Origin of the sequence: Peptoniphilus vaginalis, assembly GCF_900176605.1 — a bacterium.
Lineage (GTDB): Bacteria > Bacillota > Clostridia > Tissierellales > Peptoniphilaceae > Peptoniphilus_A > Peptoniphilus_A vaginalis.
In genome coordinates, this window is sequence record NZ_FXLP01000005.1 from 1 (window position 1) to 25,448 (window position 25,448).

Annotated in this window: 23 protein-coding genes and 8 tRNA genes; 29 read left to right on the top strand and 2 right to left on the bottom strand. The window is 35.2% G+C overall.

The window, feature by feature from the left end; translation table 11 throughout:
- The first annotated feature begins 1 nt into the window (after window position 1).
- The 8 genes from CAN42_RS04760 (at window position 2) to CAN42_RS04795 (ending at window position 794) form a co-directional block, all read left to right on the top strand.
- Window positions 2-76, top strand: a tRNA-Glu gene (locus CAN42_RS04760).
- Window positions 77-79: 3 nt separating this feature from the next.
- Window positions 80-155: transfer RNA gene (locus CAN42_RS04765), tRNA-Val, on the top strand.
- Between the two features lie 6 nt (window positions 156-161).
- Window positions 162-238 (top strand) — tRNA-Asp (locus tag CAN42_RS04770).
- Between the two features lie 54 nt (window positions 239-292).
- Window positions 293-368: transfer RNA gene (locus CAN42_RS04775), tRNA-Thr, on the top strand.
- Between the two features lie 27 nt (window positions 369-395).
- Window positions 396-481 (top strand) — tRNA-Tyr (locus tag CAN42_RS04780).
- A 24-nt stretch (window positions 482-505) separates the two neighbouring features.
- Window positions 506-580: transfer RNA gene (locus tag CAN42_RS04785), tRNA-Gly, on the top strand.
- Between the two features lie 9 nt (window positions 581-589).
- Window positions 590-666: transfer RNA gene (locus tag CAN42_RS04790), tRNA-Arg, on the top strand.
- 41 nt (window positions 667-707) lie between these two features.
- Window positions 708-794: transfer RNA gene (locus tag CAN42_RS04795), tRNA-Leu, on the top strand.
- A 278-nt stretch (window positions 795-1,072) separates the two neighbouring features.
- Here the strand turns inward: CAN42_RS04795 and CAN42_RS04800 are convergent.
- The gene (locus CAN42_RS04800; RefSeq protein WP_085875762.1) at window positions 1,073-2,035 is read right to left on the bottom strand and encodes a ribonuclease H-like domain-containing protein; all 963 of its coding nucleotides are present in this window, start codon (window positions 2,033-2,035) and stop codon (window positions 1,073-1,075) included.
- Window positions 2,036-2,180: 145 nt separating this feature from the next.
- On the opposite strand from CAN42_RS04800, the gene CAN42_RS04805 reads away from it, so the two are divergent.
- The 4 genes from CAN42_RS04805 to CAN42_RS04820 are packed head-to-tail and all read left to right on the top strand — an operon-like array spanning window position 2,181 to window position 5,936.
- Window positions 2,181-3,326 carry a cysteine desulfurase family protein gene (locus tag CAN42_RS04805; protein WP_085875763.1) on the top strand — a complete coding sequence of 382 codons (1,146 nt, stop codon included), beginning with the start codon at window positions 2,181-2,183 and terminating at the stop codon, window positions 3,324-3,326.
- An 8-nt stretch (window positions 3,327-3,334) separates the two neighbouring features.
- Window positions 3,335-4,516 (top strand): tRNA uracil 4-sulfurtransferase ThiI, encoded by a 1,182-nt coding sequence (gene thiI, locus CAN42_RS04810; RefSeq protein ID WP_085875764.1) that lies wholly within the window; start codon window positions 3,335-3,337, stop codon window positions 4,514-4,516.
- Window positions 4,506-5,078 (top strand): LemA family protein, encoded by a 573-nt coding sequence (locus CAN42_RS04815; RefSeq protein ID WP_085875765.1) that lies wholly within the window; start codon window positions 4,506-4,508, stop codon window positions 5,076-5,078. The genes thiI and CAN42_RS04815 overlap by 11 nt, the downstream gene beginning before the upstream one ends.
- Window positions 5,079-5,087: 9 nt before the next feature.
- Window positions 5,088-5,936 (top strand): TPM domain-containing protein, encoded by an 849-nt coding sequence (locus CAN42_RS04820; protein ID WP_085875766.1) that lies wholly within the window; start codon window positions 5,088-5,090, stop codon window positions 5,934-5,936.
- On the opposite strand, the gene CAN42_RS04825 is transcribed toward CAN42_RS04820, so the two are convergent.
- Window positions 5,937-6,644 carry a heparan-alpha-glucosaminide N-acetyltransferase gene (locus tag CAN42_RS04825; RefSeq protein WP_085875767.1) on the bottom strand — a complete coding sequence of 236 codons (708 nt, stop codon included), beginning with the start codon at window positions 6,642-6,644 and terminating at the stop codon, window positions 5,937-5,939. It lies immediately after the preceding gene.
- Window positions 6,645-7,114: 470 nt separating this feature from the next.
- On the opposite strand from CAN42_RS04825, the gene CAN42_RS04830 reads away from it, so the two are divergent.
- From CAN42_RS04830 to rpsG, 17 genes are all read left to right on the top strand, one after another.
- A complete protein-coding gene (locus CAN42_RS04830; protein ID WP_085875768.1) occupies window positions 7,115-7,654 on the top strand; it encodes a helix-turn-helix domain-containing protein in 540 nt (179 codons plus the stop codon).
- 10 nt (window positions 7,655-7,664) lie between these two features.
- Window positions 7,665-8,699 (top strand): ABC transporter ATP-binding protein, encoded by a 1,035-nt coding sequence (locus CAN42_RS04835; RefSeq protein WP_085875769.1) that lies wholly within the window; start codon window positions 7,665-7,667, stop codon window positions 8,697-8,699.
- A 1-nt stretch (window position 8,700) separates the two neighbouring features.
- Window positions 8,701-9,531, top strand: a complete 831-nt coding sequence (locus CAN42_RS04840) for an ABC transporter permease (protein WP_085875770.1) — start codon at window positions 8,701-8,703, stop codon at window positions 9,529-9,531.
- Window positions 9,531-10,313, top strand: coding sequence for an ABC transporter permease (locus CAN42_RS04845; RefSeq protein WP_085875771.1), 783 nt, complete (start codon window positions 9,531-9,533; stop codon window positions 10,311-10,313). Before CAN42_RS04840 ends, CAN42_RS04845 begins: the two co-directional genes overlap by 1 nt.
- An 8-nt stretch (window positions 10,314-10,321) precedes the next feature.
- Window positions 10,322-11,368, top strand: a complete 1,047-nt coding sequence (locus CAN42_RS04850) for an ABC transporter substrate-binding protein (RefSeq protein ID WP_085876369.1) — start codon at window positions 10,322-10,324, stop codon at window positions 11,366-11,368.
- Between the two features lie 83 nt (window positions 11,369-11,451).
- Window positions 11,452-12,480 (top strand): hypothetical protein, encoded by a 1,029-nt coding sequence (locus CAN42_RS04855; protein WP_085875772.1) that lies wholly within the window; start codon window positions 11,452-11,454, stop codon window positions 12,478-12,480.
- Between the two features lie 403 nt (window positions 12,481-12,883).
- Window positions 12,884-16,012, top strand: a complete 3,129-nt coding sequence (locus CAN42_RS04865) for a stalk domain-containing protein (protein WP_085875774.1) — start codon at window positions 12,884-12,886, stop codon at window positions 16,010-16,012.
- Window positions 16,013-16,382: 370 nt separating this feature from the next.
- Window positions 16,383-17,465, top strand: a complete 1,083-nt coding sequence (locus CAN42_RS04870) for a BMP family lipoprotein (protein WP_085875775.1) — start codon at window positions 16,383-16,385, stop codon at window positions 17,463-17,465.
- 117 nt (window positions 17,466-17,582) lie between these two features.
- Window positions 17,583-19,115 carry an ABC transporter ATP-binding protein gene (locus CAN42_RS04875; RefSeq protein ID WP_085875776.1) on the top strand — a complete coding sequence of 511 codons (1,533 nt, stop codon included), beginning with the start codon at window positions 17,583-17,585 and terminating at the stop codon, window positions 19,113-19,115.
- Entirely contained in the window at window positions 19,102-20,229 is a 1,128-nt protein-coding gene (locus CAN42_RS04880) for an ABC transporter permease (protein WP_085875777.1), read from the top strand. The genes CAN42_RS04875 and CAN42_RS04880 overlap by 14 nt, the downstream gene beginning before the upstream one ends.
- Complete coding sequence (locus CAN42_RS04885) at window positions 20,222-21,178, top strand: ABC transporter permease (RefSeq protein ID WP_085875778.1); 957 nt, start codon at window positions 20,222-20,224, stop codon at window positions 21,176-21,178. Before CAN42_RS04880 ends, CAN42_RS04885 begins: the two co-directional genes overlap by 8 nt.
- 106 nt (window positions 21,179-21,284) lie before the next feature.
- On the top strand, window positions 21,285-22,313 hold the full coding sequence (locus tag CAN42_RS04890) for a DmpA family aminopeptidase (RefSeq protein ID WP_085875779.1): 1,029 nt from the start codon (window positions 21,285-21,287) through the stop codon (window positions 22,311-22,313).
- A gap of 94 nt (window positions 22,314-22,407) precedes the next feature.
- On the top strand, window positions 22,408-23,052 hold the full coding sequence (locus CAN42_RS04895; protein ID WP_085875780.1) for a hypothetical protein: 645 nt from the start codon (window positions 22,408-22,410) through the stop codon (window positions 23,050-23,052).
- Window positions 23,040-23,369, top strand: a complete 330-nt coding sequence (locus tag CAN42_RS09100; protein ID WP_245149847.1) for a hypothetical protein — start codon at window positions 23,040-23,042, stop codon at window positions 23,367-23,369. The genes CAN42_RS04895 and CAN42_RS09100 overlap by 13 nt, the downstream gene beginning before the upstream one ends.
- Window positions 23,370-23,668: 299 nt before the next feature.
- Window positions 23,669-24,259: a hypothetical protein gene (locus CAN42_RS04905; RefSeq protein ID WP_085875781.1), complete on the top strand. Its 591-nt coding sequence runs from the start codon at window positions 23,669-23,671 to the stop codon at window positions 24,257-24,259.
- 199 nt (window positions 24,260-24,458) lie between these two features.
- Window positions 24,459-24,872, top strand: a complete 414-nt coding sequence (rpsL, locus tag CAN42_RS04910) for a 30S ribosomal protein S12 (RefSeq protein ID WP_019124174.1) — start codon at window positions 24,459-24,461, stop codon at window positions 24,870-24,872.
- Between the two features lie 92 nt (window positions 24,873-24,964).
- A complete protein-coding gene (rpsG, locus tag CAN42_RS04915) occupies window positions 24,965-25,435 on the top strand; it encodes a 30S ribosomal protein S7 (RefSeq protein ID WP_085875782.1) in 471 nt (156 codons plus the stop codon).
- Window positions 25,436-25,448 lie beyond the last annotated feature (13 nt).

Genomic DNA, 25,448 nt, shown 5'->3' on the forward strand with positions numbered 1-25,448 from the left:
AGGCCCTGTGGTCAAGCGGTTAAGACACCACCCTTTCACGGTGGTATCCCGGGTTCGATTCCCGGCAGGGTCACCAGATGGACGCATAGCTCAGTTGGGAGAGCATCTGCCTTACAAGCAGGGGGTCATAGGTTCGAGCCCTATTGTGTCCACCAAAATTGGGCCTGGTAGTTCAGTTGGTTAGAATGCCAGCCTGTCACGCTGGAGGTCGTCGGTTCGAGCCCGATCCAGGTCGCCAATTAAATTTATATAGCAAATTTGTTTCAAATATGTTATTATTAATAAGTGAGATGCTGGTGTAGCTCAATTGGTAGAGCAACTGACTTGTAATCAGTAGGTTAGGGGTTCAAGTCCTCCCACCAGCTCCAAAAAATCTTATTAGGGACTTACAACATGGAGGAGTTCCCGAGTTGGCCAAAGGGGACGGACTGTAAATCCGTTAGTTTTACTTTCAGTGGTTCAAATCCACTCTCCTCCACCAAAACTTTATATAATTTTTATTTATGCGGATGTGGCTCAGTGGTAGAGCATCGCCTTGCCAAGGCGAGGGTCGCGAGTTCGAATCTCGTCATCCGCTCCATTTTTTTATGTATCCTTAGCTCAGCTGGATAGAGCGTCTGGCTACGGACCAGAAGGCCGGGGGTTCGAATCCTCTAGGATACGCCACAAAAACTTGTAATTTTTATTACAAGCTTTTTTTTGCCCGTGCAGGAGTGCTGGAATCGGCAGACAGGCATGTTTGAGGGGCATGTGCGAGAAATCGCGTGAGGGTTCAAGTCCCTCTTTCTGCACCAGTAAGACTACTTATTGATTTAAGTAGTCTTTTTTAATATTTTTTTATTATTCTGAAATAATTAAAGTCAAATATTTTAGAAGTGCTATTTAATATATTCCTATTAGTGGCTTAAATAATAAATTCCAAACAAAAAAACTTGGATTATACCAAGCTTTTAATATGTTTATGATTTAGACCAGTAACTTTTAAATGTTTTGAATTCAGAAGTATTAACAGATAATGCTTATTTTGTTCTTAGCATTCTAGCTTAAAAAAATTTTTGAAATCAATTTATTATTAGTTTTTTAATTCTACTTCTAATATCTTTTTACATAATTCCTTTTCGTTTTCGAAGACATGATCCAAGTAATACAAAATTATAATTTTTGAAGGACTTTTAAGCTTGCTTTTATTTTCTAAGCTAAGCGAAAAGTCCTTTTTTAATATGAAGTAGCACTTATTTTTCTCATCGTATAGGCCGTCTTCTGTGTTTATTTTTATTACAAAGGATTTGTTATATTCTTTTAAATTTAAAAATGAAAGCTTTTCTTCAAGCTTATTAAAGACTTCAAGGCTGTATAGTCCTCTTGATGCAAAGTAGTCTTCTTGATAGTTAGTCTTTCCTTGCAAGATTATGGTATTGCCCAGTAATTTAAAATCCTCTAAAACAAAGTCGAAACATAATTCTTTAAAGCTAAGTTCTTTTTTTAAATTTTCACTAATAGACCCATCTAGTAAAATTAAATTCTTTAGACTTTCTAAAGAGTAGTCCAAGATCCTATCCATAGATGACTTGTCGCCTTCTATAAACTTTTTAAAAAGTGATTTTATTTTTATTCCCTGGTAGTCTTTTTCTTTTGATAAGTTAGAAGTGTCTAAAAAATTATCTAAAAGAACTTTGTTAGAGTGTGATGGGAGTTTAAAGATAAAGTTGTAGGCTTTTGTAACTTCTTGTAGGTCTATAAAGTTAAAGGAAAAATCTTTTGAGAAATACATTTGACACTTTGCCTTAAAAAAACCCAAGTCAAAGGACTTACCTGCATAAGTTATAAAGACTTTTCCAACAATTAGTGGAAGGACTTCTTCCAGCAAATGTCTCTCGTCTTTAAAACTTTCTACATAATAAATTTTTATCTTATCAGAGTCTTTCTCTGCGATACCAATGGATATAATTGAGTCCAAGTCTCTTGAGAGTCCTGATGTTTCTATTTTTAAATAATTTCTCTTTGGTGGAGAAATTTCTCTTTCTAAAACCTTCACATTATCACCATCTTAAGTATAACATTAAAAACTTTTTATTCTTATAAAAATTCTCATTAAATAGGCACAAGGTTAGAAATCAAGAAGCAAGTCGTGTTATAATATGAAATTAGTAGAAAGTTAAGAATAGATAGAAGGATGTTATATGATATATTTAGATAATTGTGCAACTACAAAACCAGATAAAGAAGTTGTTGAAGTAATGATGAAGGCTCTTACTGATGACTTTGCCAACCCATCATCACTTCACAGCTTTGGTCACAGGGTTGAAAAGGAAATAGATGTGGCAAGGAAGAATGCAGCTAGCCTTATTGGAGCTCAGGCTGAAGAAATTTATTTCACTTCTGGAGGTACTGAAAGCAACAACATCGCCGTACATGGTGCAATAGAAAAGAACAAGAGGAGGGGCAAGAAGATAATAACTTCTGCCATTGAACATGCATCTATTGATGACCAATTTAAACACTACAAAGAAAAGGGCTATGATGTTGTCTATCTCGATGTAGATGAAACAGGTGCTGCTGACATAGAAAAGTTTAAGGAAGTCATGGATGAGGACACAATTTTAGTTTCCCTCATCTATGTTCACAACGAGCTGGGGACTGTCAATAGGGTCAAGGAAATTTTTGAAATAGCCAAATCTGTTAACAAGGATGTCTTTTGTCACGTTGATGGAGTTCAAGCTGTTGGGAAAATTCCTGTCAATGTTAAGGACCTAGGCTGTCATACTTTTTCTTTCTCATCTCACAAAATTTATGGACCAAAGGGGATGGGAGCTCTTTATAAGAGAAAAGATGTAAAGATAAATAGCCTTGTGATTGGTGGAGGCCAAGAAAAGGGTCTTAGGTCAGGAACTGAAAATGTGCCAGGGATACTTGGATTTGGCAAGGCCTGTGAACTTACAAAGAGAGATTTAGACAAGCGACTTGCTCACGCAAGGGAAATTAAAGAATATTTACTTAAGAAGCTAGAGGGAAATCTGGAAGACTATAAGATCAACACTCCAGAAGACTCCACAGACTTTATTGTTTCTCTATCTATATTAGATATTAGGGCAGAAGTTCTTCTCCATTATCTCGAAGGAGAGGAAATTTATATTTCAACTGCATCAGCTTGTACCTCTAATGGGACTCACAAGTCCACAACTCTTGAGAAAATTGGACTTTCTGATAAGTATGCTGAGGGAACTATAAGAATTTGTACATCTAAGGACACAACAAAAGAAGATATAGATATTTTTGTAGAAAAAATAATAAAATATGTTGATGAAATAAGAAAAATAATGAGATAGGTGATTGAATGAAAAAAGTTATGGCCCTTTCACTTGGGGAAGTCATTCTCAAGGGAAAAAACAGACACAGGTTTATAGAGAAGCTAATTAAATCTGTTAGGAGAAATCTTAGAAATCTTGACCACGGAAAAATTTACCACAATATGGGTAAAATCTACGTTGAAGTAAGTGGCGACAACGATGAAAAATTAATAAATAGGTTAAAGCACGTTTTTGGAATTGTCTATATTGCACCGACTTGTGAGGTTGAAACTAAGTGGGAGACAATTGAAGAAGCGGTTGTAAAAATTGTAGGTGAAACTTTAAAAGACCATCCAGAATACAAAACTTTTAAGGTTAAGACAAATAGGGGGGATAAAAAGTTCCCACTTAATTCTATGGAAATTTCTGCAAAAATTGGTGGAATGGTCTTAAAAAACTTTGACATCAAGGTTGACGTTCATGACCCGGACTTTTTTGTTTACTGCGATTTGAAAAAGGATACCTATATTTATGTAGATAAGATTAAAGCCCATGGCGGACTTCCAACAGGTACAAATGGTAGGGGACTTCTTCTCCTATCAGGTGGGATCGACTCTCCAGTTGCAGGATTTTTGATGGCAAAAAGAGGAGTACTTGTGGATTGCCTTCACTTCCATTCCTATCCCTTCACATCTGAAAGAGCAGAAGAAAAGGTTAAGAAACTTGCAGAAGATATTTCAAACTTCTCAGGAGATTTGACATTTTATTCAGTAAACCTTTTGGATATTCAAAAGGAAATAAATATAAACTGTCCTGAAGACGAAATGACTATTATATCTAGAAGGTTTATGATGAGGATTGCAGATAAAATTGCAAGAGACAATGGATACGACTGCATAATCACAGGTGAAAACTTGGGACAAGTTGCATCACAAACTATTGACGGATTAAAGGTAACTGACGCTATCACAGATAAGATTGTCTTTAGACCACTAATTGGGATGGATAAGGTAAATATAATTGATATAGCCAAAGACATTGATACTTATGAGACATCAATCCTACCTTACGAAGATTGCTGTACAGTATTCTTGCCAAAACATCCACTTTTGACCCCAAGCATTGAGGGCATAGAAAAGTCTGAAGAGCCACTTGACTGTGACAAGCTAGTGGAAGAAACTATAGGTAAAATGAAAATTGAAAAAATAGGAGGAAGCGATGAAGAGTAAAAACAGAGGCGGAGCTGGAATTATTGCTATTATAGCTGTAGTTGTTGTAATTGCAATTTTCTTCGGAGGCCAATGGAACAAGCTAGTCAAGCTAGATGAAGATGTTAATGGTGCTTGGGCACAAGTCCAAAACCAAGTAAAAAGACGTGCTGACTTAATTCCAAATATTGTAGAAACTGTTAAGGGATACGCAGGTCACGAAAAGGAAACTTTCACAGAAATAACTAAGGCTCGTGCAGGTGTTACTGAAGCAAATACACCTAAGAAACTTGCTGAAGCCAATGACAACTTAACTCAAGCCATTAGTAGACTTAATCTTGTTGTGGAAAATTATCCTGAATTAAAGGCAAACCAAAACTTCTTAGATCTACAAGCTCAACTTGAAGGGACTGAAAATAGGATTGCCACAGAAAGAATGAGATACAACGAAACAGTTAAGGCTTACAACCAAAAGGTCAGAAGGTTCCCAACAAATATAATTGCAAAAATATTAGGTTTTGGACCAAGAGATTATTTTGAAGTTTCAGAAAAGGACAATCAAGTACCAGAAGTTAAATTTTAGGAGATAGCTATGAAAAAATTGTTAGCTACAATATTATGTGCATTAATCCTTGTCCTTAATGTCTATGCCTTTGACAAGGACAAAATGTCCTATAATGTTTACGATGAGACAAATACTTTGAGCCAGGAGACTATAGACTATCTCAACAAAACCACTTATGACTTGAAAAAGAAAACTGGTGGGGAGATAGGAGTTGTCATTGTAAAAAGTTTGGAAGGCTATAGTCTTGAAGAATATGCCACAAAGATTTTCAATGACATAAAAATTGGTGACAAAGACAAAGACAATGGAGTCCTAATCCTTCTTGCTCTACTTGATAAGGACAATAGGCAGGTAAAAATCGAGACAGGATATGGGGCAGAGGGTTTTGTCCCTGACGCCTATGCATCGAGAATTATAAGGGAAATGGGAAGGGTTGTTGCTGAAAATGAAAATGACAGACCCTTTGAGAAGGCAGTCCTAGAAGGATATGCCCAAATAATAAAATTATATGAAGGAGAATATGGCGTTAACATCGCAGCAAGAGAGCCACAAGAGGAAATTGATTATTCTGATGATAATTACAAGGATGGAGATCCCTTCTTGGCAATTTTTAAATTAATTTTTATCATTGCTGTAATTTCTATGATTTTTAGAAATAGAAATAATGGAGGACCTGGTGGCGGAAGTGGACCAGGAAGCAGGAGAAGGAGACAAGGACCAGTAATCTTCTGGGGACCAGGTTCCTTTGGCGGCTTTGGTGACTTCGGAGGATCAGGTGGTTTCGGTGGATCATCTGGTGGCTTTGGCGGCGGAGGCTTTGGTGGCTTCGGCGGAGGAGGTTCCTCTGGTGGCGGAGGTGCCAGCGGAAGCATTTAATCAAAAGCCAAAGATAAGAGAAAAAATTCCAATCAAAATTATTTGATGGAGAAAATAAATTAAAAGAGAGTGCCTCCCCATGATATTGATAATATTGTGGGAGGCTTCTTTTTTTGTAAATTTTACTAAGTCAAAGAGGAAGTAGCCCATGTAAAATAAAAATATCCAGGGGATAATAGGGAAGTAGTCGCCTGATGAAAAGTTGTCGCCTGGTAGACCAAGAATAAATAAGTTTAAATCATAGAGGGACTTTGGTGGAGTGATCTTACCAAAGAAAATACTTCCGTAGTAAATCCTCTTTAGAGAGACAAATAAAATCGTACTTAAAATAAGTCCAAGCCTTGGATTTATTTTTTTTATGTAGTTTTTTATCAGGATGTGGATCAAAGTCGCAAGAGCAAAGAAGTGAATGATTCCAAAATAAATTGCATCTTCCCTGGAGTAGACGTAGGACCCAAGAGTGATTAAGAGAGAAAGTCCAGTTAAGATTAAAAACTTCTTCTTAAAGCTATTGGAAAAGTGAGTTGAGTAACCTGAAATCAAAATAAAGGAAATGCAAATATATTGTTGGTAGTAATAAAAGTTGTGGTTGAAATTAAAACCGTAGAAATTTTCAAGGTCAAAGAGACCGTGATAAATTATCATATTTATAATTGTGAAGCCACGCAAAAAATCTATGGCGTTGTATCTTTTTTTAATTGTATCCATGTAACACCTCAGAAAAATTATAACACAAATAAGAGTGAGGTAAGGGGGCTTAGCTTGTTGACTTAGTAAAAAATTGTGAGTTTATAAAAATTTATGAAGTTATAAAAGATTATGAGTTTGTAAAAAGATTATGAAGTTGTAAAAATTTATGAAGTTGTGAAAGTTTATTAACTTATAAAATAATATGAGTTTGTAGTTTCTTACTTATTAATTAAAATTTTAAACTTCATAAATATCAAAAAGCAATATTATAAAATGTTTAAAAGGGAAAACTTACTAAATTAAACTTGCTAAAGACAAGACAAAAATAAGAAAAAGCTAAAAGTTATGCGATCAATTTTTGGTAAATTATATTTTACAAAAAATTTAATAAAATAAATTGATTAAGCTATTGACTTTAAATATTTTAACATTTATACTCTAATGAGTTTAATAATTTAAGTAATTTGTTTAATATTATAGGTGATGCAATGAATATTGGAAATAAAATAAGAGAAATGAGAATTGAAAAAGGACTTACCCAAGAGGAGCTGGCAGATAGGTCAGAACTTACTAAGGGTTTCATTTCTCAAATCGAAAGAGATTTGACATCGCCATCTGTCGACTCTCTTTTAGATATACTTGAGGCCCTTGGTACTGACCCCGGGCTTTTTTTTAAGAGGGAAGAAAATGAAAAAATAATTTTCGCTGAAGAGGACTTTTTCGAAAGTGAAAATGTAGAGCTTGGCTATGTCCTTGACTGGGTTATTCCCAATGCACAAAAAAACCAAATGGAGCCTATGAGGATTTTAATTAAACCCGGTGGAACTTCTAAGGAGATCCAGCCCTATGAGGGCGAGGAGTTTGGCTTTGTCCTAAGGGGATCGGTCAAACTCTACTATGGAAGTGAAGAGTACAAGGTGAAGAAGGGCGAGTGCTTTTATTTCAAGGCGACTAAGTCCCATTACTTAAAAAATGAAGGAAAGTGCGATACTGAGATTTTGTGGATATCATCTCCACCAAATTTTTAGGCGGTGAAATATGGAAAATTATGTAATTGAATTAAAAAATATTAGCAAGAGCTTTGGCGACAATGTAATTTTAGAAAATTTTGACTTTAAGGTAAAGAAGGATGAGTTCCTTACAATTCTTGGACCGTCAGGTTGTGGCAAGACTACAATTTTGAGATTAATTGGAGGCTTTGAGGAGCCAGATGAGGGGCAAATCCTTTTTAATGGAGAAGACATAACAAACAAGGAAGCCTATGAGAGAAGAATCAACACAGTTTTCCAAAAGTATGCTCTTTTTCCTCATATGAATGTCTTCGACAATATTGCCTTTGGCCTAAAGATTAAGAAGATGGATAAGAAAGTCATCAAGGAAAAGGTAAAGGAAGTTTTAAAGCTTGTTAACCTTGTGGGTTTTGAAAATAGAGAGATAGAGTCCCTATCAGGTGGGCAACAACAAAGGATAGCCATTGCAAGAGCCCTTGTAAATGAGCCAGATGTTTTGTTGCTTGACGAACCCCTTGGTGCCCTTGACTTGAAATTAAGACAGGCCATGCAGATAGAGCTTAAGAGGATACAAAAAAGTGTTGGCATAACTTTCATTTACGTTACCCATGACCAAGAAGAAGCTCTTTCCATGAGCGACACTGTTGTGGTTTTAAACAATGGCGAGATTCAACAAATGGATAGCCCAATAAATATATACAACGAGCCAAAGAATGCCTTTGTTGCAGACTTTATTGGCGAGTCCAACATTATCAAGGGAAGGATGCTTGAGGACTTTAAGGTAAGATTTTTAGATTTTGATTTTCCTTGCGTTGACAAGGGCTTCAAGGTTAATGAAGATGTAGAAGTAGTAGTAAGACCTGAAGATGTGATTTTAGTTGATGAAAACTACCAAGTTGAAGGCGTAGTAACAAGTCTTGTCTTTAAGGGAGTTCACTATGAAATGACAGTGGATATTGGCGGTTACTCCTTGCTTGTTCAATCAACAGAAAAAAGAGAAGTGGGAGAAAAGACAGGCATAATCATCAAACCAGACCTAATTCACGTTATGAGGCTAGGTTAATATGAAGAAATTTTCATTAATTTATTTATTTTGGGGCCTAGTATTTATTGTCTTCCCACTATTTTTAATACTTGCCCACTCTTTGAGCTCAAACACAGATTTGGGAGATTTTGCCTTTACCCTAGACAATTTCTCAAGGTTCTTTGAGCCACTTTATGTAAAAATTTTACTTACATCTCTTGTATTGGCAGGACTTTCAACTATATTGTGCCTAATCATTGGCTACCCAGTGGCATATATAATTTCGCAAATGAGCGAAAAAGTTCGAAACAATATGATTTTAATTTTTATAATCCCAATGTGGATGAACTTCCTTTTGAGGACTTATGCTTGGCTTACACTTCTTGGCAATAAGGGCCTAATCAATAAATTTATTGGACTTTTTGGCTGGGGACCCTGGAACCTTATGTACAATTCCAAGGCAATAATGATTGGTATGGTTTATAACTTCTTGCCTTTTATGGTTTTGCCAATTTATACAGTCCTATTAAAAATGGATAAGAAACTAATTGAAGCAGCAAAGGACCTTGGAGCCAACGACTTCAAAGTTTTTATAAAGGTTATACTTCCACTTTCTTTGCCAGGAATTTACACTGGTATCACCATGGTATTTATACCGGCAATTTCAACTTTCGTTGTGCCAAACTTGTTAGGTGGAAACAACTTCTACTTAATTGGCAACTTAATTGAAAAGCAATTTACCTTCACAGGAGATTGGGGCTTTGGATCTGCAATTTCTATGATCTTGATTGTAATAATGCTTTTGATATTGATTATTCCAAAGATATTTAACGGGAAAATTAAAACTAGCGAAATAGGAGGTGGCCTATAATGAAAAAAATAATAGATAGGATTTACTTGTTTTTAATATTTTTATTCTTGTATGCACCAATTATCATCCTAGTTGTCTTTAGTTTTAACAACTCCAAGCTAAGGGGGTCTTGGGCAGGTTTCACCCTAAAGTGGTACAAAAATTTATTTACTGATCCAGCAATTTTATCCTCACTTTGGACAACTCTTATAGTAGCAGTGGTGGCTACTGTTATTTCAACTATTGTTGGAACAATTTCTGCCATTGCCATAAATGAACTAAGGGGAGTCAAAAGGGATACCATCCTAAATATAAATTATTTGCCAGTAATCAACCCAGACATTGTAACAGCAGTTGCCCTTATGGGACTCTTTGGACTCTTTAACATAAGAATGGGATACACTACAATGATAATTTCACACATTGTCTTTTGCATTCCCTATGTTATACTTTCAATCCTGCCAAAGTTAAATCAACTGCAAAAGAATACACTTGAGGCAGCCCTAGACCTGGGAGCAACTCCAACATATGCTATATTAAATGTGGTGATTCCACAAATTAAACCTGCAATATTAACTGGGGCACTAATGTCCTTTACGCTTTCCATTGATGACTTTGTTATTTCCTTCTTCAACACAGGCCAAGGAGTATCAAACCTTTCAATAACAATTTATTCTATGGCTAGAAAGGGAATCAATCCATCAATAAATGCAGTATCAACATTAATGCTAGTAGCACTTTTAATCCTTCTTGTGATAATCAACAAGAGAAGTGAAAAAATGAAAAAAATCGAGGTAATTTAATGAAACAGATGAAAAAAATTATTTTTGCTTTTGCTATCTTAATGGTATTGTCCCTAACAGGATGTGGTAAAGGGAAAACACCAAAAGAAGAAATCTATGTTTACAACTGGGGAGAGTATATTGACCCACAAATCCTAAAGGACTTCCAAAAGGGAACAGGTATCAAGGTAAACTACGACACTTATGCATCAAACGAAGACCTTTATATCAAAATGACTCAATCACAAGACAAGTATGATGTAGTTGTGCCTAGTGATTATATGATTGAAAGACTAATCAAAGAAGGACTTGTAAGAGAAATTGACTTCAGTAAGATTCCAAACTTTGCAAATGTAGAAGACATCTTAAAAAATCCAAGCTTCGATCCAGAAAACAAATACTCTGTACCATACTTCTGGGGCACTGTTGGAATTATCTACAACAAGGCAGAAGTTAAGGACAAGGTTGACTCATGGAATATCCTTTGGAATGAAAAATATAAGAACCAAATAATTATGTACAATTCACAAAGGGATACTCTTGGAGTTGCCCTTAAAAGATTGGGATATTCTTTAAACTCAACAAATGAAAAGGAATTGCAAGAAGCTAAGAAGTCGCTAATAGAACAAAAACCTCTAGTATATGCTTACCTTGATGATGATGGACGTGATGTTGTAGTCCAAGGAGATGCAAACCTATCAGTAATGTACTCAGGAGATGCCCTTCTTATGATGCAACAAAACGAAGACCTTGACTATGTGGTGCCAAAGGAAGGCTCAAACATCTGGTACGACTCTATGGTTATTCCAAAGAATGCACAAAATGTTGAAGGAGCAGAAAAATTTATTAATTATATGCTAGAAAAAGAAGTTCAAGCAAAAAATGTTAAGCACTGCGTAGGTTACACTTCACCAGTTAAGGGAGTGAAGGAACTCTTACCAGATGAAATTAAAAACTCAAAGGTTGCTTATCCAGATATGGACAAACTTCCACCACTAGAATCCTTTAAGGACCTAGGAGATTTTATAAAAGTTTACGATAGAATCTGGACAGAAATAAATGCTTCTAATCTTTAATATGCTAATAAATTTGTTTATTTTAAGACCTCTATGTGATATTATGTATATTAAGCGAAATGTTTTCATAATGGAGGTTTAAAATGAACGAGAGAATAAAAAAGCTTGTGGTTTTTGCAATTTTCATACTAGTACTTATGTTAGCTTCTCTAACTGCTTTTTTCAGTAAGTCTCTTATGTGGCCAAACGCTGACGTAGATAGGGAGTTCGACGGAATTCTTTTTAACAATGCTGATGGAGTAGAAAATCTACAAGTTACAAGATCCATGGCAAGAGAAGGCCAAGAAAATCTAATAAAATACGACATAAAATTTGATTACAAAGGCGAAGATTCAACAGCAAGAATCTTAGGTAGGCCTAATAGACAAATTTTCTTTGGAGAAGGAATTACTTATGGCAAGTCAAAGGTCAACCTAAAGGGAGACTTCGATAAAATTAACAAATCTCTTTTCGAAGAAAAATTAAAATTAAAGGTAAAAGATTTTTATAACAAGACAGACAACAAGGACTTCAAGGCAGTGAGTGAAGTTAAACTTGACCTAAAGGAAAAAGTTGGCGAATATGAATTCACAGTTTACTACCCAGCAAACCCACTATATTTTTCAGGTGGACAAAAGGTTGAAGATGCTTCAATATTTGTGACAAATGCAAAGGTAGAAAATTGGACTGAATCAATTAAGTCAAACAACAGTGTCAAGGAAGCTTACACAAACTCAGGTTATTATGTAAATAAGATCGAATTAATTAACCAAGGACTAATAAATAAAATTTCTCTTATCAACACAGCAAGCACAGTTATCTTCTTAGTATTAACAGTGGGAATGATTGCTCTAATTTGGCTTGATAGGGGTAACTTTAAAATTTATCTTGGCGCCCTCTTCATAATGATCCCTGCTTTCTATAGGTTTATGGACAAGGGAACAAGCAACCTTGGTGTCCTAATAGTCTATCCAATCTTAGGATTTATTGCCTCAATCGCAGCAAGGCTACTTGCATCCGATGGCGACTTTAAAATAAATAGCAAGGAAATAAAACAATCAACTGCATTTTTATTAATGTACTTTGTTTTCTCACTAATTTTCTTTGTGATACCAAGAGTATTCATAGGATAAGTAAAGATTTAAGATTAAAACCAATTTATAAATACAAATATATGATATGACAATTAAATGAACAAAGGGATAAAGAATACTTGCAATATAGAAGATTATAGACTAATATAATTGTATAGTAATGATACAGAGGAATTGATGAAATCCAAAACTCTTTTATAGGATTAAACAGTAAAAGACCTCAGTATTTAGATTTTGTCCCTTTGTTTTTGTATTATTCTAAATTTTCTAAAACCAAGGAGGGTTTCAGTTATGAGAAGGAAATTTCAAGAACCTATAATTAAAAGAATAAGGAAAACGATGTTAGGTAAAAATAAATTTCGTCTTTTGACGGCAACACTTGCCTTTACAATGCTAACATCCTCTTTCTATTATCCTTTAAAAATGGATGTAGTAGCAGCTAGTGGCAACCCACAAGTGGGGGGGGGGTTTTAGAGGTGCAGATGAAGATACATCTGCAAATCAAACCTTTGATAACTCCAAAATCAAAGATGCTAACTCTAAAACTCTTTCAGACATACTAAAATCATTACCGGAAAAGGTTGAAAACAACAGTAAAGTCAAAGATAAAATGACTGAGCTGGGGGATAAGACACAGGTAAAAGCCGGCGAGATAAAGGAAATCAAGGAATTTGGTGGCTGGACTGCAATTAAAGGTGGTGAGTCCGAAAATGAAGAAGGCAAATTTGCCATTGCCAAGAAAACTCAGTATGGATTCTTTCCTATAGGAACAATAAATGTCACAAGAGCTCAAGGAAAAGAGGGAGGAAAAGAAGAGGCTTTCGTACAAGAAAGTGTCCTTGACACAAAAAATAATGACTATACTCTTCTATTAGGCAAAACTGTAACAGGAGCTAATAGAGATGAACCAGCTCATGATGGTACTCCATATAAACATACAGGTGAAGGCGGTGATATTGCAAGAAATGTAAAGGGATTTAATGGTATAGAAAAAACCTTTAAAGCCTATTCTCCAGAAACAGGTTCAAATGTTAAAGTTGGGTTCAAAATAGGTTATACAGGAGATATTAATGGTAAAAAAGCCAAATATAAAGTAGTAGTTCTTGCTCATACTAAAGATGGACAATGGGAAAGTAAATATTTAAAAGTATTAGATCCAACAAAAAACACTTCAGAAGTGAAAGCAGCAAAAGATGGAACTGTTAGTCAATTGGACGTCACAGGATTGACCAAAGAACAAGCGGAAGCAAAAATAAATAATGATAAAAAAGTACCTAACGGAACAGTTGGCACATTTCTTAGTGAAGACATCCAACTACCTGTAGGAGCAACAGAATATAAGGTAAAAATTTCTATAGGAGATCAAGATAGGTTGGGTATGAGCTACCAATCCAAGTATCAATTATACGCACTTCCTATAAGTGGAGCTGATTTTAATATAACTCAAGATACGAGACAATTGGCGAAATCGCTTTTCACTCAAATTTACAATAAGCTGCTCGAAGAAAAAGCTGAAGATATAAAAAACAAGACACCGGAAAGTATCGCGGCTTATGAGGCTGAGTTGGAAAAAATGAAAGCCTTAGTTGACTCGACGGAGCTAAATAGCAAGGCTGATTATGTAACAGCACTAGAGAAAGTTGAGCAAACACATAAGAACTTAGTAAGCCCGATCCTCGATCTTGTTGCTCCGGCGACGAAAGTGCCTGTAAAGAACCCGGCCCAATTAACGGAACAAGAAAAACAAGCCGTGAAAGACGCGGTGAAAGACGCGAACAAAGGCTTGAACTTGGACGACAAGGACATCACTGTCGATAACGATGGAAAAGTCACTGTCAAGAAGGGCGATAAAACCGGCACCATCGAAGCAGGCAATGTCGTGGAAGAAAGCAAAGTGCTCGATCTTGTTGCTCCGGCGACGAAAGTGCCTGTAAAGAACCCGGCCCAATTAACGGAACAAGAAAAACAAGCCGTGAAAGACGCGGTAAAAGACGCGAACAAAGGCTTGAACTTGGACGACAAGGACATCACTGTCGATAAGGACGGAAAAGTCACTGTCAAGAAGGGCGATAAAACCGGCACCATCGAAGCAGGCAATGTCGTGGAAGAAAGCAAAGCTCTCGATCTTGTTGCTCCGACGAAGAAAGTAGCCGTAAAGAACTCGGCCCAATTAACAGAACAAGAAAAACAAGCCGTGAAAGACGCAGTAAAAGACGCAAACAAAGGCTTGAACTTGGAAGACAAGGACATCACTGTCGATAACGATGGAAAAGTCACTGTCAAGAAGGGCGATAAAATCGGCACCATCGAAGCAGGCAATGTCGTGGAAGAAAGCAAAGCTCTCGATCTTGTTGCTCCGACGAAGAAAGTAGCCGTAAAGAACCCGGCCCAATTAACAGAACAAGAAAAACAAGCCGTGAAAGACGCAGTAAAAGACGCAAACAAAGGCTTGAACTTGGAAGACAAGGACATCACTGTCGATAACGATGGAAAAGTCACTGTCAAGAAGGGCGATAAAATCGGCACCATCGAAGCAGGCAATGTCGTGGAAGAAAGCAAAGCGCTCGATCTTGTTGCTCCGACGACGAAAGTAGCCGTAAAGAACCCGGCTCAATTAACGGAACAAGAAAAACAAGCCGTGAAAGACGCGGTAAAAGACGCGAACAAAGGCTTGAACTTGGAAGACAAGGACATCACTGTCGATAACGACGGAAAAGTCACTGTCAAGAAGGGCGATAAAACCGGCACCATCGAAGGCGCCAGCGTCGTGGAAGAAAGCAAAGTGCTCGATCTTGTTGCTCCGACGACGAAAGTAGCCGTAAAGAACCCGGCTCAATTAACGGAACAAGAAAAACAAGCGGTTAAGGATGCAATAAAAGAAGCAAATCCAACTTTAAAATTAGAAGATGCAAATATTGATGTAAAAGACAACGGAGAAGCAGTAGTAACAAAAGATGGAAAAAAAGCAACAGTACCAGCAAATCAAGCTGTAAGTCAAGACAACGAAAGTCAAGATAGTTATATACCAGGTTATGGGGATTATTTCCCAGGTGGAATTAAAATTAAAGAATACTCCACTCCAACACATCCAGTAATAGTATCTATTCCTAAGAAATCAGAAGAACTTGTTAAGGGAAAAGGAGAAAGTCTATGGTACGTATTCCATATAGATAAACTTGAGTATGATGTTGTTATAAATGGTGTTACAACTAAAAGAACAATGGATATCACGCCTATAATTAGTAAAGGTAGAACTATGGTACCACTTAGATATGTTGCAGAGGTTATTGGAGCTGAAGTTAAGTGGGATGCAGAAACTAGAACAGCATCTTTTACTAAGAATGGATTAACTGCAAGTATTCAAATTGATGGAGATGAAATAGTCCTTTCTAATGGCAAGACTATTAAAATGGATTCAAAACCACTTATTGTCAAAGATAGGATGTTAGTTTCTGTTGTTAATCTAGCCAATGTGTTTGGTCTTACTAATGGAAATGAACAAGATAAAAAAGATCAAGATATTGAATGGAATCAAGAAGTCAGAACAGTTACAGTTTATGTTAAGAGATAATTTTAAATAATTTAAAATTTGCAAGGGGAGTAATAATGAATATACAAATATATTCGTTATTACTCCTTTTTTAAGTTCAATCTTATTGGACTTTTTTTGTTTTAAATTTTTAATAAAAGTTTAGACCTTGGTGAAAATTAAAAAATAAATTTCTCTTATTTAGTGATGAATCATAAACTTATAAATTTTCATAAACTTATAAATTTTCATAAACTTATAAAGTCGTATAAAGAATTCAACTCTTATGACTTAATAAATATTTACAAAGTAAATAAAAATTGTAAAAAAATAGGAAAACTATTTTTTTTGAAATTGAAATAAGAGGGGATTTAATATATAATTTACTTAAATAATTATAGGAGGATTATAAATGAAGAAGAAACTTACATTACTTTCAGTGTTATTGATTGCAATGACACTTGTTGCTTGTGGTGGAGGCAACAAAAAAGAAGCAGATGGAAACGCTACTAAAAAAACAGCTGAAGCTAAGTCAGATATTGACGTTGGTTTTGTAACTGATGAAGGTGGAGTTAATGACCAATCCTTTAACCAAGGAGTTTGGGAAGGACTTCAAAAGGCACAAAAAGAACTTGGAATCAAGGCTGACTATGTTGAATCTAAGGACACTAAGGACTACTCTCCTAACCTAGAAACTTTTGCTGACAAAAACAAAAACCTTATTGTTGGTGCTGGTTTCAAAATGGGTGGAGCAGTAACTGAAGCTGCTAAAATGTACCCAGAAACTAATTATGCAATAGTTGACGTTGACGTTACAGTTGACAAAGATGGTAATAAGGTTGAAGCTCCTTCAAATCTACTTGGAATTATGTTTAGGGCACAAGAACCTTCTTTCCTAGTTGGTTATATTGCTGGTATGACTACTGAAACTAACAAGGTTGGTTTCGTTGGTGGTCAAGAAGGTAACATTATTTGGGGATTCGAATATGGTTACAAGGCTGGTGTTGATTACGCAGCTAAGGAAAGAGGCGTTAACATCGAAGTTCTTAGCCAATATGTTGGTAACTTCTCTGATGCACAAAAGGGTAAATCAATCACTGCTACTATGTACCAAAACGGTGCTGACGTAGTATTCCACGCAGCTGGTGGAGCAGGCGAAGGTGTTATCGAAGCTGCTAAAGAAGCTGGCAAGTGGGTAATTGGTGTTGATAGAGACCAAAGCGACAGAGCTCCTGAAAATGTATTAACTTCTGCAATGAAGAATGGCGATGTTGCTGTTTACCAAGTTGTAAAAGATATGCAAGAAGGTAAGTTCCAAGGTGGAAAAACTGTTGAACTTGGTCTAGCTGATGATGGAGCAGTAGGTATTGCACCAACTTCTGACAAGAATGTTAAGCCTGAAGTTTTAAAGAAAGTTGACGAAATAACTAAGAAAATTATTTCTGGCGAAATCAAAGTTCCTTACAACGAAGAAACTTACAACCAATACAAATAAGTTTAAAAAGTCATCTCTTAGGAGTCATCTTTGAGATGACTTTTTTATTGCAAATTATTTCAAAATTGCCCAATTCTTTGGTATAATTTATTTAACATAACAAAGGAGCGTTTGTATTTGGAAACTAATAACAAAGACTTAGTCGTAAGGATGGAGAAGATTACCAAAATGTTTGGTGACTTCGTGGCGAACGACGAAATTGATCTTGATATTAGGAGGGGAGAAATCCATTCTCTTCTTGGAGAAAACGGTGCCGGAAAGACTACTCTTATGAACATGCTTTACGGCTTAAGTTCTCCTACATCAGGTGAGATTTATATAAATGATGAAAAAAAAGAATTTAAGGATCCTAATGATGCCATAAAGGCAGGACTAGGTATGGTTCACCAGCACTTTATGCTTATTGAACCCTTCACTGTTGTTGAAAATATTATTCTTGGCATGGAGCCCATGAAGGGAATCAAGGTGGACATAAAGAAGGCAAGGGAAGATGTAGTTGCCCTTTCTGAAAAATATGGTTTTAAAATTGATCCCGATGCAAGGATCCAAGACATAACTGTTGGGACTCAACAAAAGGTGGAAATACTTAAGGTTTTGTATAGGGGTGCCGATATATTGATTTTTGATGAGCCAACTGCTGTTTTGACTCCTCAAGAAATCACTGAATTAATCGAAATAATAAAAAATCTTGCCAAGGAAGGCAAGTCTATAATTATTATCACCCACAAGCTAAAGGAAATTAAACAGGTTGCTAATAGGTGTACAATTATTAGACGTGGTAAAAAGATTGATACAGTTAATGTTGCTGATGTAAGTGAATCTGAACTTGCTGATATGATGGTGGGAAGAGCTGTTCACCTAGATGTTAATAAGGCAGATGCTAGTTCTGGTGACACAATTCTTGATATCAAGGGGTTAACTGCAAGAGATATTAGGAAGGTCAAAAAGTTAGATGACTTAAATCTCGACATCAAGGCTGGAGAAATTCATGGTATTGCAGGTGTTGATGGAAATGGTCAATCTGAACTAATTGAAACTCTCACTGGTCTTAAAAAGGCAGAAGCTGGTTCTGTAATCTTTAAGGGAGAAGAAATTTTAAATCATACTCCAAGGGATATTATTGAAAGAGGCTTAAACTCAATTCCAGAAGATAGGCAACTTCGAGGACTTGTCCTAGATTTTTCTGTTGCAGAAAATATTATCTTAAAGGAATACTACAAGGACAAGTTTTCTAAAAAGGGAATCTTGGACTTTCCTAATATTGAAAAAAATGCAGTCGACCTTTCAGAGGACTACGATATAAGACCAAGAAACATTAAACAATTTGCAGGCGCCCTTTCTGGTGGTAACCAACAAAAGGTTATTATTGCAAGGGAGATTTCTGGAGATCCAGATCTTCTTATTGCAGCCCAACCAACTAGGGGGCTAGATGTTGGTGCCATTGAATACATTAGGAATTTCTTGATAAAGCAAAGGGACAAGGGGAAGGCAGTCCTTCTCATCTCCTTTGAACTTGATGAAATTCTTGCCCTATCTGATAGGATTTCTGTTATTTATAATGGAAAAATCCTAAAGACTTTTGATGCGAAGGAAACTAATGAAAGAGAGCTAGGGCTATATATGGCAGGAGGTAAAAATGAAGAGAAATAGGTTTATATACACAATTCTTGCCATTGTACTTGGGATAATAATTGGTTCAATTATACTTTTAATTAGTGGAACAAATCCAGTTGAGGCCTATAAGGTAATCTTCTTGGGTGCCTTTGGAAAGCCTAAGTATATTTCCTGGACAATAGTAAAGGCTGTGCCTTTAATTTTAACAGGACTTTCAGTTGCCTTTGCCTTCAACACAGGCCTATTTAATATTGGTGCCGAAGGTCAATACATAGTTGGTTCCATTGGAGCCCTTGTCGTTGGACTTTTGTTGGACCTTCCTCCAGTAATTCACGGACTTGTAGCTCTATTAGTTGGAGCTCTTTGTGGTTATCTTTGGGGAGCTATAGTTGGAATATTAAAGGCAAAATTTCAAGTTAATGAAGTTATATCGTCTATTATGATGAACTGGATTGGCTTTTATTTAAGCAATTATCTTTTGAGTTTTCCAATCTTAAGGTCAATTGAATCAGATAACTCTTATCCAATTAAGGACTCTGCCAGCATAAAAATTGCTGGTGCTTGGAAGATGAGTGAATCTGGTAGAGCTTTTCTTGCTCAACACAAATTTTTAAAGGATATTTTAAATCCACCTCTAAACTTTGGTATAGTAATTGCCATTGTTGCAGCCCTAGTAGTTTGGTATATCCTAAAGAAAACTACACTTGGTTATGAACTTCGTGCTGTTGGTTTCAATGAAAAGGCAGCTGAATACGGTGGAATTGACATCAATAAATCTATTGTAAAATCCATGGGTATTGCAGGAATCTTGGCAGGACTTGCTGGTGCGATAACTGTTCTTGGTGTCTCTGGCGACATTGGAATTATGGCAGCCCAAGAAGGCTACGGCTTTGATGGAATGGCAGTTGCCCTTATAGCAGGCAACAACCCACTAGGCACAATCCCAGCAGCCCTTCTTTATGCAGGCTTAACTTATGGTGGAGGAAAGCTTACTACAATAGGAACTTATTCAGAAGTCGTAAAAATTATTATTGGTATTATGATTCTATTTATTGCAATGCCAAAACTTTTGGATATTATAAAATTCTTCTTTACTAAGTGGTCAAAGAAGGATGGAAAAAAATTAGAAAAAGGAGGAGCAAATGAATAGTTCACTTTTAAGCTTAGCAAGTATTTTATCAATAACACTTTTATATTCAGCTCCCCTTATTTATACAGCCCTTGGAGGCGTCTTATCTGAAAACTCTGGTGTTGTAAACATAGGACTTGAAGGAATGATGTCCATAGGAGCAGTTGTTGGTTCCATTGTTGGTTACTACCTAGGCAATCCTTGGTTGGCATTCTTGTGTGGAGGACTTGGTGGAATGTTAGTAGCCCTTCTTCACGCCATAGCCACAGTTAACTTTGCGGCAGACCACGTTGTAAGTGGTATTGCTATTAACTTAATTGGACCGGGACTTTCACTTTTCCTTTGTAGGCTCTTCTTTGATGGAGCAGCTATGTCAAAGTCCATACCTTATGAAAACAAACTTCCAATCTTATTTGGAAAAGTTTTTAAGTCTGGTGGTGGAAAGGGCATAAGCAAATTTTTTGATATTGTATTCTCACAATATGCATCAGTTTACCTTGCCTTCGTTCTTGTCTTTGTAGTTTATTTTATACTTTACAAGACTAGACTTGGTCTAAGGATAAGAGCAGTTGGAGAATACCCTAAGGCGGCAGAAACTCTTGGAGTAGATGCTTACAAAATCAAATACATTTGCGTACTAGCATCTGGATTTTTAGCAGGACTTGGTGGAGCTTCAATGTCCCTTGCAGTTGTATCCAACTACAGGGAAACACTTATCTCTGGTCAAGGCTTTATTGCCCTTGCTGCAGTAATCTTTGGCGGATGGAAACCACAAGGAGCTATGCTTGCTTGCCTACTCTTTGGTTTTGCTCAAGGACTTTCAGTTTTCCTTGGCTCCATTGGAATAAAAATCGATACAAACCTACTTTCTATGATTCCTTATGCAATAACACTTCTTGTATTAATAATTTTTGTAAAGGGATCAAGAGCACCATCAGCAGATGGTATTCCTTACGAAAGAAACAATTAAAAATAAAATTTTGTCTCAGCTTCGGCTGGGACTTTTTTTATGTCCTAATTTATCTTATTAAATTATAAAATTTATCTGATATAATTTCTTTAAGAGGAGGATGTTTATGACTTTTGAAATTTTTAAGGATAGCAGGAAGGGACGACTTAATAAAATATCTGACGTTAAGGGAGTTAAGGTTGGTCACTCAACTATTAGGGATGGAAAAATAAAAACTGGAGTGACATGTATCATGCCCCATGATGGTGATGTCTTTAATGAAAAACTCTTAGCAAGCTCTTACATAATTAACGGCTATGGAAAAAGTCTTGGTCTTGTTCAACTTGAAGAGTTGGGGACTCTTGAGTCACCAATTTTTATGACTAACACTATGAGCCTTGGAAGAGTGCTTGACTCTTCGATGAAGTGGATGATAGATAAGTATGAAAATGTGGGCGACAAGGCTGGAGCACCAAACATTATTGTCACAGAATGCAACGATGGAGTTATAAATGACATGAGGGGCCTTCATGTAAAAGAAGAAAATGTCCTAGAGGCTCTTAAAAATATAAAAGAAGATTTTGAAGAAGGGTCAGTTGGAGCGGGAACTGGAATGATTTCCTTTAACCTCAAAAGTGGAATTGGATCATCATCAAGAATTATTGAAATAGAGGGAGAGGACTACACCCTAGGCAGTCTTGTCTTGTCAAATTTTGGCAGGATAAAAGACCTAAAGATAGAAGGAAGACCCATAGGACGTGAAATGTATTTAAGGTCCAAGGAAAAGAGGGATGATAAGGACAAGGGTTCAATTATTATAGTCCTTGCAACAGACTTGCCCCTTAGTTCAAGACAATTAAAGAGACTATCAAAGAGGGCGACAATTGGTCTTGGAAATGTAGGATCATACTTGGGTCATGGATCAGGAGACATTGTACTTGCCTTTTCAACTGCCAATAAGATTAGAGAGAATAATTTTGAAGAAATTAAAATTATAAAAGAAGACTTATTAGATGATGCCTTTAGGGCTTGTGCAGAGTCAGTTGAAGAATCTGTAATTAAGTCTTTACTTTATTCAAAGTCAGAAATTACAAAAGATGGCAAAAAGATTTTTTCTCTTGAAGATAACTTAAAAAATTTAGGAATTGATTTTTGATTTTTATTAACTTTTTTACAATTTATGAGTGGGGTTCTATAATAAATTAAGAAGGAAAAGTTTTATATTAACAAAACATTTTTGAGGTGGATTAATGAGCGAATTTTCAAGATATGTTTTAGTGGCAATTTTTACATCAGCCTTAGTCACTTTTATTTACATAAGAGAAGATAAGAAAGAAGAAAAAGACTCTAAGAATGATATAATATATTCCTTTCTAATGAGCAATTTTTTAATCTTACAATTTTACTTTAAAATTTATCAAAATATTGGGCTTGCGATTATGGTTAGCATATTTGTTTATTTTGTGATTTGGGCTATTTATAAACTTTACACAGATAGCAAAAGGGGAAGCAAGTTATTGGAAAATAAAAATGAGCCTAAGTGGAGGGTTTTATTTATTTCAATATCTTTTATATTATTAGCAAGTCTTAGTTTTTTAGAATTAGAAGATGGAGCTACTGTTTATTCATACAACAAAAGTGACTTTCGAAAAATTTTAATAATTTCAATTTTTTTTGTTAGCTACATTAGAATTATTTTAGACTTGAAAGTTTTAAAAAGAATTTTATTTGAAAAAGATATTTGGAGAAGAGCTTTTATTATTTCAGAAATTATTTTGATTTTGGTATTAGCTTTAGGAAGTGCCTATAATATAAAAAATGTCGACCGCTTTGATTTTTATGTAGAAAGTGAAGATTATCAAGAAACATCAGGAGAGGAATTATGGGAAATTTAATTATATTTTTTATAGGAACGATTATTTTTTGTTCAATTATTCCAATTGCAGACAAGTACAAGAAGAACAAGGGAATAGAAATTGACAATAGCGATGTAATGAGGACCTATACTTATGCTTTTACAGTTATTGAAATGTGGCTTTCAATGATTTTTTGCCAAAATAAACTATATTTTTATCTAGTAGTGTTTGGTCTTGTAGCGTATTTTGTATATAAAACTTTGACAGAAGATATTTTGAAAAACAAGTACAAGGATGATCCTAGACTTTATAAAATAACGACAATTATTGTTCAAGTTGTACTTATAATTTATTAACTAATATTTTCTATAACCCTTGAAGATGGCCATAGGATTGACTCCTTTGCAAAAAATGAGTTTTCAATTATTTTGCCATGCTTTGTTTTAGCTATTTTGTGGCTTAGCTATTATTTTTCAAAAAAATCACTGACTATATTATTTAATGATAAGGATACTTACAGGAAGCTTTTTATCACTTTACAAATTTTATTTATAATAATTTTTGTAGCCTTTACAATCTATAATTTCATTAATATTAAAAGGTTTGATTTTTATCTCGATAGGATGTAAAACTTTGGGAGTTAAAGGAGAAAGAAATGACAGAAGGAATGAGGAATGCTCTTATTGGAACTTTTCTAGCCTTAATATTTTTTATAATTTTTGAAAAATTATCAAATAAAAGATTTTTTAATAAAAAACTTAGCAGGGGAGAAAAACTTTTAGATTACTATAATGCCAGTACAATACTGCTTCTTTTTTGGATTAATTCCATTTATTCAAGAAACAAGTTGATTCTATACTGTATAGGAGGCTACATATTTATAAATATTTTTCTTAAATTATTTAAGTCTGACTTTGAAACTTATGAAAAGGAAAAGTATTTAAAAGTTATTACTATTTCGATTTGCATAATTTTTACAATTTATCAAATTATATTTTTCCTAACTTTAAAAGATGGGACTGTAATAGAAAACTTCAACAGGTCAGCTTATATTAGTACTATGATTTATTTGTTAATAGGATTTTTTATTGTTAATATATATTTTTTAATAAAGAATCTTAGGACAATTTTTATAAAGAAAGACAATTACAGAAAAGTTTTTACTATTATAGATGGAATATTTATCCTATCTCAAGCTTTCTTTATAATTTATAATCTTGTAAATGCAGATAGGTTTGTTTTTTAACTGGATAAATTTATGTAAATTTAAAATAAAATCATTAATTCTCAAAAAATATGGAAATTTCGCCAATTTCTCATATTTTTTTGTTGACTTAGTGATTATCTAATGATAAAATTGATGAGTATTTGAGACGGAAAGACTACCTAAATGCAGGTAGTCTTTGAAATGTCCAATACTATTAATAAAACAGGAGGTGCAATTAATGCCTACAATTAACCAATTAGTAAGAAATGGTAGAAAGAAAATTCACAGTAAATCTAAATCACCAGCTCTTGATGTAAACTATGACACACTTAAAAAAGTTGAAACTGAAGTTAATTCTCCACAAAAAAGAGGAGTTTGTGTTGCAGTAAGAACAGTAACACCTAAGAAACCGAATTCAGCTCTTAGAAAAGTTGCCAGAGTTCGTTTAACAAATGGATACGAAGTTATGGCTTACATTCCAGGAATCGGACACAACCTACAAGAACACAGTGTTGTTTTAATCCGTGGTGGAAGAGTAAAGGATTTACCAGGTGTTAGATACCATATCGTAAGAGGTACTCTTGATACAGCTGGAGTTACAGACAGAAAGCAATCTAGATCTAAATATGGTACTAAGAAACCTAAAAATTGATAGAATTTTACATGAGATTTTATAGATTTTTGGCTTACGGGCTCAACCTGAGTACCAATGAATCGACTGAAAAATAGTTAAGGAGGGAAGTTATGCCAAGAAAAGGACATATCCAAAAACGTGAAGTTATGGCTGATCCAGTATATGCTGATGTGGTTATCACTAAGCTTATAAACAATGTTATGCTTGACGGTAAAAAAGGTACTGCTCAAAAAATTGTATACGGAGCACTTGAAACAATTGCAGAACAAACTGGAGAAGACGCACTTGAAGTATTTTACAAGGCACTTAACAATGTAATGCCTGTACTTGAAGTAAAGGGAAGAAGAATAGGCGGTGCTACTTACCAAGTACCAATGGAAGTAAGACCGGAAAGACGCCAAACTCTAGGCCTTAGATGGTTAGTTAAATATGCAAGAGTAAGAGGCGAAAAGACAATGCACGAAAGACTTGCAAAAGAAATTTTAGACGCATCTAACGGTTTAGGCGGAAGTGTTAAGAGAAAAGATGAAATGCATAGAACAGCAGAAGCTAACAAGGCATTTGCTCACTATAGATGGTAATAAGGGGAGGAAT

Excerpts from the sequence above, each read along its gene's own strand:
- CAN42_RS04890 (WP_085875779.1), top strand. The coding sequence starts at position 21,285 with ATGACTTTTGAAATTTTTAAGGATAGCAGGAAGGGACGACTTAATAAA.
- CAN42_RS04855 (WP_085875772.1), top strand. The coding sequence starts at position 11,452 with ATGAACGAGAGAATAAAAAAGCTTGTGGTTTTTGCAATTTTCATACTA.
- CAN42_RS04815 (WP_085875765.1), top strand. The coding sequence starts at position 4,506 with ATGAAGAGTAAAAACAGAGGCGGAGCTGGAATTATTGCTATTATAGCT.
- CAN42_RS04830 (WP_085875768.1), top strand. The coding sequence starts at position 7,115 with ATGAATATTGGAAATAAAATAAGAGAAATGAGAATTGAAAAAGGACTT.
- CAN42_RS04885 (WP_085875778.1), top strand. The coding sequence starts at position 20,222 with ATGAATAGTTCACTTTTAAGCTTAGCAAGTATTTTATCAATAACACTT.
- CAN42_RS04820 (WP_085875766.1), top strand. The coding sequence starts at position 5,088 with ATGAAAAAATTGTTAGCTACAATATTATGTGCATTAATCCTTGTCCTT.
- CAN42_RS04840 (WP_085875770.1), top strand. The coding sequence starts at position 8,701 with ATGAAGAAATTTTCATTAATTTATTTATTTTGGGGCCTAGTATTTATT.
- CAN42_RS09100 (WP_245149847.1), top strand. The coding sequence starts at position 23,040 with ATGGGAAATTTAATTATATTTTTTATAGGAACGATTATTTTTTGTTCA.
- CAN42_RS04870 (WP_085875775.1), top strand. The coding sequence starts at position 16,383 with ATGAAGAAGAAACTTACATTACTTTCAGTGTTATTGATTGCAATGACA.
- CAN42_RS04845 (WP_085875771.1), top strand. The coding sequence starts at position 9,531 with ATGAAAAAAATAATAGATAGGATTTACTTGTTTTTAATATTTTTATTC.
- CAN42_RS04905 (WP_085875781.1), top strand. The coding sequence starts at position 23,669 with ATGACAGAAGGAATGAGGAATGCTCTTATTGGAACTTTTCTAGCCTTA.
- CAN42_RS04895 (WP_085875780.1), top strand. The coding sequence starts at position 22,408 with ATGAGCGAATTTTCAAGATATGTTTTAGTGGCAATTTTTACATCAGCC.
- CAN42_RS04805 (WP_085875763.1), top strand. The coding sequence starts at position 2,181 with ATGATATATTTAGATAATTGTGCAACTACAAAACCAGATAAAGAAGTT.
- CAN42_RS04880 (WP_085875777.1), top strand. The coding sequence starts at position 19,102 with ATGAAGAGAAATAGGTTTATATACACAATTCTTGCCATTGTACTTGGG.
- CAN42_RS04825 (WP_085875767.1), bottom strand. The coding sequence starts at position 6,644 with ATGGATACAATTAAAAAAAGATACAACGCCATAGATTTTTTGCGTGGC.
- CAN42_RS04835 (WP_085875769.1), top strand. The coding sequence starts at position 7,665 with ATGGAAAATTATGTAATTGAATTAAAAAATATTAGCAAGAGCTTTGGC.
- rpsL (WP_019124174.1), top strand. The coding sequence starts at position 24,459 with ATGCCTACAATTAACCAATTAGTAAGAAATGGTAGAAAGAAAATTCAC.
- rpsG (WP_085875782.1), top strand. The coding sequence starts at position 24,965 with ATGCCAAGAAAAGGACATATCCAAAAACGTGAAGTTATGGCTGATCCA.
- thiI (WP_085875764.1), top strand. The coding sequence starts at position 3,335 with ATGAAAAAAGTTATGGCCCTTTCACTTGGGGAAGTCATTCTCAAGGGA.
- CAN42_RS04850 (WP_085876369.1), top strand. The coding sequence starts at position 10,322 with ATGAAAAAAATTATTTTTGCTTTTGCTATCTTAATGGTATTGTCCCTA.